A 12,025-nucleotide genomic window follows, 5' to 3' on the forward strand; every position below is an offset into this window, starting at 1 on the left:
CGTCGGCGGCCCCACGAAGCACATCTCCGTGCTCACGGTGCTGATCGTGTCGCCTCCGAGCCTTGTTCTCACGTTCGTTAAGCAGGTCGTCTAGACCATTTAAGCAATAATCTTTTAACTAGATTATTGACCGTTGTACAGGTTGTACATCAGCATAGCTGTCTCTGCGCGTGTTGTAGTCGCTTGCGGGTGAATCGCTTGATCGTAGCCCTGCACTAGACCTGCGCGCACCAGTGCAGCTACGCTCTTCACGGCGTATGCCGAGATGTCATCCCTATCGCTGAATGTTTGCAGCGAGACCATGTCGTTCGCATCAGTTGGGGCCGAGGAATGAGCCGCTTGCAGCGCTCTCGCCGTCAACACCATCATATCTTCGCGCGTAATCGGCTCTAGCGGATGAAACGCATTGTCGCCTGCTCCCTCGGTAATGCCAAGACCTCTGGCAAGCCGCAACGGCTCATTGTAATACGCCTGCTCTGGCACGTCTCCGAAAGCAGCGCCCAGATCTCCGCGCAGCTCCAGCGTTCTCGTCAGCAAGACCAGGAAATCGGCTCTCGTAATTACTTGAGCGGGGCCAAATTCCGTTTCGGACATGCCGTTGACAATGCCTTTAGCCGCCAAAACTTCAATCGGATTTCTGGCCCATTGCGTGGAAGCGAGATCCTGGAACATTTTGTTCACATACACGACGGCATACTTGCTGAAATGCGTTGTCTTGAACGTCACGCTGCCGGTGGCCTTGTCATATCTTCCATTCGGAACTGCAACGATGTTCCCCTGATCGTCCAGATACCACACCGTCAAATGCTCAGGATTGCGCAGCTCCTCAGCAGAAGGCGTATAAGGCACACTTACCGTTACCGCTGCCTGACTGTTCTTCCACGCAATCGTCTGACCGTCGGATCGCAGACTTACTTCGATGACCGGGGCATTTCCTACCCGGCTTCTCACATCATCCTGCAGCGATTCGGGATTGACCCTTCCGATATGAAGACCGACCTCTGAATCTGCTGGGATGCCGCTGGACAACAACATATTATTGGGAATAACGATTGTTCCCAGATTCGTCTTGATCTCAAATTCTACTGTTTTTGATGCCTTGCTTAACACTGCAACGGGAAAAGTCTGCACGTAAGCCTTCGATTCAGCTGGTTGTTGAAGGTCAATCTCAATTCTTTTGATGCCAATGGCATTGCTGGCAGCTTGCTCCACAGCTTTGTTCAACTCATCCGAATGAAGCGCAGCGCTTGCTGTTTGCGTAGCGTTATCCAAATTTACAACCGGCTTCAGCTTGCCGCCGGATCCATTTGAGTTTCCGTTACCCGAACCGCCTGAGTTCCCGTTACCGGATCCGCCTGAGTTTCCGTTACCTGAACCTCCGCTGCCGTTGGACTCCTTTACATTAACGTCTACCGCCGCATGGCTGGTATAGACATCGGATACTAACTGCGAGTTAACCAGCTTCAAACTGGCTATGCTAATCTGAGCGCTCCCTTTTTGAAGCGCTTTAAAGGTCACTGTCGCAAGCGTAACATCCCCGCTTCGCCCCGACTTGCTGCCGATTTCAGTATGCGCCAGTTGCACGGCATTGCTTTTGATCTGAGGATCGATATTAAAGCCGCTGCCACCGGTACTGTAACCGATAAATTGCAGCTTGGAGCTGTCATACACAAGATTAAGTTCATAACCGTACAAATCCGCCACCCCAGTGGCATTCACGTTAATTTGAAACTGGTTATCAATGAGAGGATTTGTATTTGCCGTCGTTAGTGTAAACGAAGGATTTGTGTCAGCCTGCGCAAGCGCAGGCGTAACCAATAGAAATGCACATATGAACAGCAGCATTATTCTAATTCTTACCATACTGCACCCCGTCCCTTCCAATTTCAACAATTTCAATGATACGAGAGCAGCAGTGCTGCTCCCGCCAAATACTGCCTTGCTAGTTGCCGATAATTTTTCGCGCCATGGCCGCCAAATCAACAATATCCAATTGATTGTCATGATTGAAGTCATAGCGTTTGACACTCGCCCAAGCGCTTCCAACCGACGTCAGGCCGTAGTGGGAAGCAAGAATGCCCAAATCGCCGATACTTGCAGTCGTATTCACAGAGGCTGTGAACACTTGAATGGCCTGGGTCAGACTGACGACCGCTTGATCCACCACCGTTTGGGAAACATGGGGCTGATTCAGCACGGAACTGGCGCTTGCCGTTGCAGCATTCAACGCACTCAGAACTGACTGCGTATATTGCCCCCATCTCTCGCCAACCGACGCGTCTGTGAGCTTGATCTGCGCTTCCTGAAGCTTGGCCGACAACGCCGTAGTATCTGCTGTGACTTCGGAGGCCTTAATCAGCACGGAATAGGAAGTTCCGTCCACAACTGTTTCATGGCCGTTTCCGTCTGCGATCACAGCCGACGATAAACTTACTGCAGCCGTGCCTAGCGCATCGTCAGCCGCCATAAAATGAAGCTGAACAATGTTAGCCAGATTGCCCGTCAAGGAAACACCCGGCGTCGAGCTGGCCAACACGACTCTGACTAGCCCCGGCGCCGTAGATTGATCGATCACCGATACACCGCTAACGAGTGAATTCGCCGAAACAAACTGCAGCTGAGCAGAAGGATAGTTGACGGTTAGATCAAGCCCGTACACTTGCTCCGTTACGCCCGACCATCCGTAGTTCAGCACCAACGGCTGGCCTGCCGTTACCGACTGCGGTCCAGTCAATACACTGCCCGCCCGAACAGTCACGATAGCCGTCGCTTGAACGGCAGTTCCCTGCACCGCCCCCGCAACCGTAAAGCTGCCGCTTTGCGCATACTGCTCTGGCGCAACAGGTGCCCAGTCGACGGGTACCGACCGTATCATCCCATCGGTGTACACCGCATCAATAACCGAAGGGAGCACAGGCGCTGCACCTACCGACGTTGTAACCTGCACAGCCGGTAGAGAAGCAATAGTCGTTACCGGCGAAGCATCCAGCGGATTCCAGTCGTCGGTACCGCCAATCAGGCTGGACGCGCTGAAAATTTGCTGAAGCGTATACTTTTGAGCCTCGGTGCTCGTCAGTTGACGTGTCCACGCCAGTCGTGAAGCCGGATTCGCTCCTGGCCCCGTACTTTGATATTCCCCGTAGTAGGCCGTAGATTCATTGCTCGTTTTTCCAAAATTGTTCCAGCCCACCTTGGCGATATGCTTGCCCAAATACGAATTGAGATAGACGGTTTTCGCATAAGGGCGCCACGGTCTTCCCAGATCAACAGGCCCGGTATCCGTTTGAGCCGCCTCTAATAACGCTTCGCCGCTAAGCGTGCTGTTCAGGAACACGTAGCCATACTTTTGTCCGGCTGGCGTTGAAGCTGCTGTGACATGTCCGGCTAATCGGGAGTGAATTTCGCTCTGGTCGAATACCGCAATGCCCGGCCCGAAAATAAAGTCAACGGAGCCCGCAATGTAGCAATCTTTGTAGTAAGAGCGGTAGGTTTGCAACGTATTATTATTCGCATAATTGCTTGGGTCCGCATTATCGGTCAGGTTGCGCGTCAGCAGCGTATCCTGGTACCCCAGAATGCTGCACGATTCAAAATAGGCCTTGTCCGCATACACATCGACCGCAACGGATTGACCCGCGCCGGAACCCGAGGAATTCGCGATGGTCATCGTTTTCGCATTGAAATCATGCCCCTTGATCATCAACGTGTAATCCGTGTACGTCCCAAGCCCTAACGACGTCCCATCAGGCAGCGTCTTCTTCGGATTGTCGTCATAGGTCAGAATCGTGCCAGCTTGACTCTCGCCGATCAAGGAAATGTATGGCTTGCTTTCTGGAATCAATACTTTTTCGTAATACACGCCATTCTTGATATAAATAATCGCTCTTTGCTGATTCTGATCAGGAACCGCGTTAACCGCTGCTTGAATGCTTGTATAATCCCCGCTGCCATCGGCGGCGACAAGGATTGGCTTCACGCCGGAAGCCAGATCAGGGAGTACGGAGACATGCGCAATCACAGGGCGTGTTTGGCCTTGAACCGTACCGGAAACCGTAAAGCCTTTCACATTCGTCTGAGCGAAAAGGGCTGGCGATACAGGGCTCCACACCACAGGAAGCGACTGGGTCGTGTTATTGTTCAATTGCACATCCACGCTGCTTGGCAAGCCAGGCGCGATTCCCGCTGTAGTTGTGACAATGACCGGCTTATAGCCGATTGCCGCTGTCGGTACAACCTGGATCTGGGCGGACGGCCTTTGAGCGTAACCCGATACGGTACCTTGAACGGTCACCGTCCCTTCCTGGTTATACCGCGAAGGCGGCACCAGATCCCAGATCACAGCAGCGGACGTAATCGAGCCGTCGTCACGAATAACGGACACGGCCGCAGGCAGAACAGGCGCTACGCCAACTGCGGTGCTGATGGCAACCGGTTTAAAGCCCGAGAAGCTTTCTTGGCCGGTAATGGCTACCGGGAATAATCCTTGGGTTGCTGTACCATCATTCATGGATACTGCCACAACGACATTGCCATTCCCTCGCGCCGTCAACACACCGTTCGCGTCAATCGTCGCTGCGGTGGTCGGCGTAAGGTCGTAATTATACACCGCCCATGTAGGGCTGGCAGTGGAACCAGACGTTTTCGAGGCGCTGAACGGCAGGCTGCCTCCTTTGACCGTAATGCTTTTCGCATTGTTTAACGAAGAAAGGTTAATGCCATAGCCCTGGTCGGCAACCACGGGAGCTGTTACGGATAAATTATCGATGAAAGCCTGAGCCGCTACCGACGTATTGTTATTCGGCGTGATGGATTTAAACGTGCCGATATCTTTCGGTACACTGCTTGTGTCATAGAATGCTTGACTGCTCAATACTTTGGTGCCGTTATAATACACGTCCACCCGCTTATTCGGATAATCAACAACCGCTTTAAGTTGGAACCAGGTATCAAAAGGAACCGTCGGAATAATCGTCCCTCCGGTCGAGCCTTTGAAGGCATAGGCGAGCGAGCCGTTGTTCTGGGTAGCAAGGGAAACGGCAATTTTGCCGTCGGAACCCAATAACTGGAATAAATTGTGGCTTCCGGTTACAACGGTTGCGTAAGTGCCATTCGGCACTCCGTTCGTCAGCTTCGGCGGCGACGGCAATTTAAAATAAGCCGAGGCGGTAACAACGCCGGTTTGCGCTGTAAACGTGCGGTAAGCGGAGGCGTAGCCTGCACCCTCATCATCGAAGTACAAGCTGTTCGGCTCCAGATTACCCGCACTTGCCACTTTGACAGCGCCTTCAATATAGCTGGAGCCTGATTGCACCGTCCAGTAGCCCGAAGGCAGCGCGCCTACGCTATACCCGGTGAAATCCTCATTCACGGGAAACGAACGATCATAGATCACATCGCCGTCGTGAACGACGTTGTTGCTGCTCGTCGCGCTGATCGGCTGGGTGAAGGTGCAATTATTAAAGAAAATATTTTCCGTATACGTCAATTGAGCCTGATAAAAAGAACAATTCGAAAACTGCACATTCTTCAGATTATTATCCGAAGTCGGCGTAGAAGCCGAACCCGTCAACGAAATCACATTCGACGCATTGGTCGGGTCGGAATTTTTCAGATTGCTGAATCTCAGGTTCGTGATATCCGATGGATAATCGCCCGGCGTCGTCAGTTTGTCGTAGTTGGAATTGAGCTCGATCCGATTAATAATGGAATCCCGGATCTGAATGTTCCGGATATAGCCGCCCCGGGTGGTGCTTGTCTTAATTTTGAAGCCTGCATTCACGGCCGAACTTTTCACATCAATCGGTGTCAAAATATTGTCCTCGGCATATACATCGCTGACGCCGCCCGACATTTCACTGCCGAGCACGATGCCGCCGTGTCCACCGCTAAACGTATCTCCTCGGTAGTAGATGAAACGCGATGGCCTGCCAATATCCCGGCCCTCTTGATCCTTACCCGACTTGATTGCGCTGCTGTCGTCCCCGGTCTGGAACGTAGAAGCAAGAATGTACACATTCTCCGAGGAGTTCGGGTCGAACCCGTCGCCATTATGAACCGTCGTGTTCACATCAATGCCGTAAGCGGTGATATCTCGGCTATACACCGGTACGATGGTCCACATCATGCCATTGCGAATTTGCAGCCCGTCCAGATACACATTTCTGGCGTTTTTCAATGAGATCAGGCTGCCGCCTCCATAATGAACGCCTGGATTGGCGAGTTGTTCCGCATCGTATTCCTCACGCAGCGCCAGCCCGTTCTCTTCATCCCCCACTGTGCCAGGGCCGATAATGGCAATATCGCTGATGGAGAAGCCATAGTTGTTGCGATCCATGATTCCGGCATTAAAAAGACTTGCGTACGATTGCGGCTCCTCAATATCATGTCTGGCCGCTACGAAAGGAAGAAAGTCCGCTTTGTGCGTACTCGGCTTGATCCGTGCGCCTGCATCTACATAGACCGTGATGTTGCTGTGATTAAAAAATAACGCGCCGGTCAGATAGTTCCCTGCCGGGAAATACACCGTGCCCCCGGGGGGAGCGGCATCCAGCGCAGCTTGTATAGCGATTGTATCCAAGCTTATGCCATCGCCTGCTGCGCCGAAATCTTTGACATTCAGCCTGACGCCTTCCGGCTTGGTTGCCACTTGAATGCGATTACTGTCCAGCGATTCGATTCCGCTCGCATCCTGTGCCCGAACCGTATAGCTGTATGCCGTATTCGGCGCCAAGCCTTGAACCTTGTAGTACGTTCTGGGCGTAGTTCCAATCAGAACGCCGTCACTGTTATAAATGTTATAGTTCGTTACATTGGCATACGACATGGGCTTTTCCCAGGCAAGCACGACGGAATTGTCCGTGTTGGACGCCGGTGTCATTCTCAGCTCTGTCGGCGCATAGAGTTGGCTTGCCATGGGGCCGGCGGCCGAAGCGCTGTTCAGCGGCATCCCTGGCCAATAAGAGACAACCAGCAACAAGATCCATAGGATGATTCCCCTTGAAGACCTTCTCAAATCATTTCACTCCCTTTTCTTATCATTAGAAAATCTCTTCTCACAACTTGACGTTCATACACAGAATACGCTGAATAAATCGCTTTCAAAATAAGTTTTCTTTTAAAGTTTGTTTGTTATTATTCATTTTTTGAAAGCGCTGTAAGGTAGCGCGAGATTGTTTTAATAAAAACAAACAAAGCTTGAATGGAATCTGATGTCATCTTTCAGCGGTATTCTTTACACTAAACAAGGCAAAGGGATTTATGCCATGGATGAGGTTTTATTTTAAAATAAGGGAGAGGGTTCAATTGAAGAAAAAAACGTGGGGACTCGCCATGACCTCGGTCATCCTGACAAGCCTGGTGCTCAGCGGCTGCGGAGCAGGCAGCACAGGGACCGGTGCGAGTGCCGCACCGAGCAGCGGGAGCGGGACTGCCGTGCCCGGGAAGAAAACGACGATCGAATTCTGGGCAGCGGCGATTACGCCGGAACGAGAAGCGTTCTGGAAATCCGTTACCACTGATTTCATGGCCAAAAACCCGGACATTACCATCAATTACTTAGGTGTTCCCGGGGATTTAAGCGCTTACAATCAAAAGGTAAATGTTGCCCTCTCGGCTGGACAGGCGCCCGATCTGATCAATAACTTTACTTCCGATCTTGTAGGGCGTGGCGTGCTTGAGCCTCTGGATGATTATATCGCCAAATGGAGCGGTAAAGACAAAATTACCCCTGGCGCGATCGCTTCCATCAAAGCGGCCGATCCGAAAGGCGGCAAAATTTACGGGCTCCCTTATGGTGTCCAGCCTTGGATCATGTGGTACCGCCCAGACTGGTTAAAGGAAGCGAACTTGCCTGAACCGAGGACCTGGGATCAATTTCTGGATGATGCCAAAAAATTGACAGACAAGTCGAAAGGCAAATTTGGCTACGGCATTCGAGGCGGCGCCGGAAGTGCGAATACGTTGGAAATGCTGATGTACTCCTATTCAGGGATTACCAATTATTTCACCAAAGACGGCAAAGCGACCATTAACGACCCGCTCCATGTGGAATTTCTGGATAAGTATCTGGGTGGTTACAACGTCTATACGCCGGAAGATGATTTAGGCAAAGGATGGACAGAATTGGCGGCTTCCTTCCAATCGGGGAAAGTCGGGATGATCTTTCATAATCTCGGATCTGCCAGCGCACATGAGAAGGCATTTACTAACGACTTGTCCAAGTTCAGTGCGGCTGCCTTCCCTAAGAGTGTAAAAGGCTACAACGTGCATCCAGGTGTCACGCCAACCTCGATGCTCATGCTGAAAAGTTCCAAAAACAAGGACGCTGTTTGGAAGTTTATGACCTATTTTGTGGAAAATCATAACGGGGCTTATGGCAAACTGTACGGGGAAATTCCTCCGAATACGGCAGCGATGAAAGAAGATTGGATTCAAAAAATACCTTACATGAAAACAGGCGCCGATTTAATGGCCTCCACGGAAACGAAATTTACAGATAACCCCGTCTACCTTCCAAATTATTCCAATATTCAACTGAATATGGAGCCGATGATCCAAAAGGTCATGGCCAAAAAAATAAACGCTATAGAACTGCTTGACGAGTGGGCCAAGCAGTTGGAAACTGCGAAAGCAGACTTTGACGCTGCGAATAAAGGGAAATAGCGAAAGCAGCCAATAGGAGCAAGTAACCCTCTCCAAAACGGATGACGGTTACTTGCTTTCCTTGCTTTCAGTCAATTCAGGAACGGTGACGATCTGGAAGTCATTCTGCTGCAAAAACGCAATAATCTGTGGCAACGCCTCAACGGTGTTGTCCAGCTTGCCATCTTTGCCGCCGAAGCTGTGCAGCAACACGATACTGTCTGCTTTGGCATGGGTCTGCACATTGTACACAATATCTGAAACCGAAGTGCCGGCCCAGTCTTTGGGGTCGACGTTCCAACTGACCAGCGGACGTCCCGTCAGCTCGACCTCTTTTTTGACCGCAGGCGATACTGCGCCATAAGGCGCTCTGACCATACTGGGGACAGCGCCAATCAGCCCTTTCACCGAATCATCGGTCTGTTTGATTTCCTGCGCAATCCGAGTCGGTGTCAGCTTGCTCAAGTCGGCATGATCCCAGCTGTGATTCCCGATCGCATGCCCCTCGGCGTAGATGCGGCGAAGCACATCAGGATACTTTTTAACTTGATTGCCGACTACAAAAAATGTCGCTTTAACGCCGCTGTGTTTCAAAATATCCAAAACTTGAGGCGTATACTTGTGATCCGGTCCATCGTCGAAGGTTAATGCAATTTTCTTGCTGCCGGCCACCTTGCTTGGGGGTGTTGGGCTAGTCTGGTTGGTCTGAGCACTAGGTGCCGGTGGCGGCTCAAGTGAGGCATGTTTCACGGCTGGCTCTTCGTGGGGAGAAGGCAGCGGCTGCTGTTCCTGCGGCATGCTGGGCTTCTGCACGGCGATCACGTCGGGATGCGGCGAAGCCGCACTCTCGCTGATGGCGGTTTTGCTAATGTGCGGGATCGGAAACACACTGCCTGTCACTGAATAATTGACGAGCATCATGCCTAGGGCTCCGCTGCAAGCAATGCCCAGCATCCAGTACTGCTTGCGTTCCATTGTAAATCGTACAATCATGGTAAGACCTTCCTTCGACGAATATGCGCATATTAGATTTTGTATATATTTGACGAAGGATGTCGTAGAAAAGTTGTTCGATATCTAAACTTATTTGACGAACTAGACATGCCTATTTGTTGGGCTAATCCGCATTCACTTTGCGATATTCCCCCGGCGGAACCCCAGTGTATTTCTTAAATGTGCGAATAAAGGCATTCACGCTGTAATAGCCCACCATGGAGGCAATATCTAACACCTTTAAATCCGTCGTGGCTAATAATTCTTGTGCCTTTCGCATACGAACGTTGCTGATATAATCACTGAAGTTAACGCCTTTCTTATTTTTAAAATAGCTCGATAAATACGTCCCTGTAATGCCAAGCTTGTCGGCTACGACCTCCAGCGTAATATCGTCGCCAAGATGGGAATTGATATAGTCCGTAGCAAAATCAATGATCGGGTCCGATTCCTCAGACTTCTTGCGAATAAAGGCCAATTCCATTTGCAGAAACCATTCGAGATAGCGCTCCATTTGCTCCAGTGTAAAACATTCGCGCACACTCTCGTACGGGGACGTCTGCGAGATCTCGGCAAATTCCCTCCCTCCGATATGTTTCCCGGAAGCAAGATGAACCTTCCGAATGACTTCTCTGGCATATTCATGCAGATGCTGCAGCGATGCCCCCTTCCGATCCAACTGGTGGAGACGCCGTTTGACAATCTGAATGATTTCCGAAGCGTTGCCCTTGTCCAAGTTGGCATAAAACACGCGCTCCTCTTCTTGATCAAAATATACCGGATCTTTCGGCACGACCTCCGTCATAATTTGCGTATCGTCGCCGGGACGCCGTCCGCGTAATAGGTGAAGAATCTGATTGTACGCAGCAGAAAATTTAGAAGAGTCCCCATACCTGTCGCTAACTGAAATCGTTACGAGACAATACTCCCGGTCCAGATCAAATACCTGCTTCCATCTCCGCAAGAAAAAATCTACGTGTGCAGGCCCCTCCTCCTCAAGAAAGATGAGCGATAAAATAATATCGTTCTCGATCTGGAACGTGACCGATTCCTCAAAGGCTCCCGTCAAATCCGCATGAATAAACTCTTTGAATAAGTTGGCTGCCTTGTCCTGTGCGATGTCCATTTCGGTTTGCAACCGTGATCTGAACAACAACTGAAAACCGAGCAGAATAAACGGCTTATCAATATCCGGCGGAATACTGGCTTCCTTCGCATAACCGCGAATATTTTTAAATTTATTCGTGTAGGCGTAATGTTTTAGCAATGAACTCTGACGATCCAAATCCTGGTGAATAACAAGATTCGTACGGATTAAATCATTTATTTTTTCGCTAATTAGGTTAAATTCTTTGATTTGACTTTGCTGCGGAATAGCGGTGTTCCGCTGTCCGATCGATTCTATGATTTTACGAATCGGGTTATTCAGACGCATGCTAAAAAAAATGGAAGCAGCAACGCTCAGCAACAGGGATACAACCAGAATGGAAGCCAGAATGAGATTTAATCGTGAGATTTGCGAGTCAATATTCGCGGTTGGAATGACATTCACGTAAGTAAATCCACTTAGCGCGCCTTTTTGATAAAAGATGTACTGCGCCCCTGCTTTCATGTACCCTTTATTCGACTCCAAGGAAGGAAGGGATATCGCAAATGAACGATCGGAAGTATAGATCACGGCCTTCTTTTCATTTAAAATCAAGAGTTTATTACCCGGCGAGGCGTTCTTATAAAATTCCTCCACCATTTTGTCGTTGTCCAAAAGGGCAATGATCGCAATGTTCTTATTGTCGCTGCTAAATAGAAGCGGCATTACGTTTGGGCTGTTTTTTTGCACATCCATCGCTTTAAGCGAAAACTCGGAAGACGGATACATGGTGAAACCGTTGTCTCTCCTAATTTCTTGCTGCCAAAATTCGTAGTTGTAGGTCGGATTAGCATAGAACTTATCAAACATATCATGCAGAGAAGCGGACCCGTCTTTATCAATTGCCAAATCGAGACGATTCAGCACGAAAATCATATTGTGCAGGTACAAGGACGGATTCGTTAAATACGCCTGCAGTTCGTTGCGCAGTTGGGTAACCGCCACATAATCGATGCCACGTACTTTATTCCAATTGACAATACTGGCATTTACTTTTAAATATTGGGTAAACGTAAAGTTCTTAATCGTGCGGATCTGATCTTCATAATGCTTGACGGTCGTATCCGTGACAACGGTGTTGTTCTCAATCAATTTCCCTTCCAGATTGGAACGAAAAAACGCATACGAAACAAAGTTAAAGGAAACCGGCAGCAAAATAATAACAATAAAGCTGATCAACAGCTTGAAGAATAAAGAACCTGCCTTCTTTTGAAAAGGTCGTATACTGGCCAATCATCGCGCCCC

Annotated in this window: 5 protein-coding genes; 1 reads left to right on the forward strand and 4 read right to left on the reverse strand. The window is 49.9% G+C overall.

Features of this window, described 5'->3' with window-relative positions; translation table 11 throughout:
* Positions 1 to 123: 123 nt before the first annotated feature.
* Both EJQ19_RS05555 and EJQ19_RS05560 read right to left on the reverse strand, forming a co-directional pair.
* On the reverse strand, positions 124 to 1,863 hold the full coding sequence (locus EJQ19_RS05555; protein ID WP_164716337.1) for an S-layer homology domain-containing protein: 1,740 nt from the start codon (positions 1,861 to 1,863) through the stop codon (positions 124 to 126).
* A 79-nt stretch (positions 1,864 to 1,942) separates the two neighbouring features.
* The gene (locus EJQ19_RS05560) at positions 1,943 to 7,012 is read right to left on the reverse strand and encodes a pectinesterase family protein (protein ID WP_126140200.1); all 5,070 of its coding nucleotides are present in this window, start codon (positions 7,010 to 7,012) and stop codon (positions 1,943 to 1,945) included.
* A gap of 290 nt (positions 7,013 to 7,302) precedes the next feature.
* Here EJQ19_RS05560 and EJQ19_RS05565 point away from each other — a divergent pair, with 290 nt between their 5' ends.
* Positions 7,303 to 8,661, forward strand: coding sequence for an ABC transporter substrate-binding protein (locus EJQ19_RS05565; RefSeq protein ID WP_164716338.1), 1,359 nt, complete (start codon positions 7,303 to 7,305; stop codon positions 8,659 to 8,661).
* 48 nt (positions 8,662 to 8,709) lie between these two features.
* Here the strand turns inward: EJQ19_RS05565 and EJQ19_RS05570 are convergent, their stop codons facing one another.
* On the reverse strand, positions 8,710 to 9,633 hold the full coding sequence (locus EJQ19_RS05570; protein WP_126140202.1) for a polysaccharide deacetylase family protein: 924 nt from the start codon (positions 9,631 to 9,633) through the stop codon (positions 8,710 to 8,712).
* A gap of 124 nt (positions 9,634 to 9,757) precedes the next feature.
* The gene (locus EJQ19_RS05575) at positions 9,758 to 12,013 is read right to left on the reverse strand and encodes a helix-turn-helix transcriptional regulator (protein ID WP_126140203.1); all 2,256 of its coding nucleotides are present in this window, start codon (positions 12,011 to 12,013) and stop codon (positions 9,758 to 9,760) included.
* Positions 12,014 to 12,025: the final 12 nt, after the last annotated feature.

This window comes from Paenibacillus whitsoniae (assembly GCF_003955665.1).
In the GTDB taxonomy this organism is placed as follows: domain Bacteria; phylum Bacillota; class Bacilli; order Paenibacillales; family NBRC-103111; genus Paenibacillus_E; species Paenibacillus_E whitsoniae.

What these genes read in the sequence shown, in the direction of transcription:
- EJQ19_RS05555 (WP_164716337.1), bottom strand. Translation starts at nt 1,863, where the DNA reads ATGGTAAGAATTAGAATAATGCTGCTGTTCATATGTGCATTTCTATTG.
- EJQ19_RS05570 (WP_126140202.1), bottom strand. Translation starts at nt 9,633, where the DNA reads ATGATTGTACGATTTACAATGGAACGCAAGCAGTACTGGATGCTGGGC.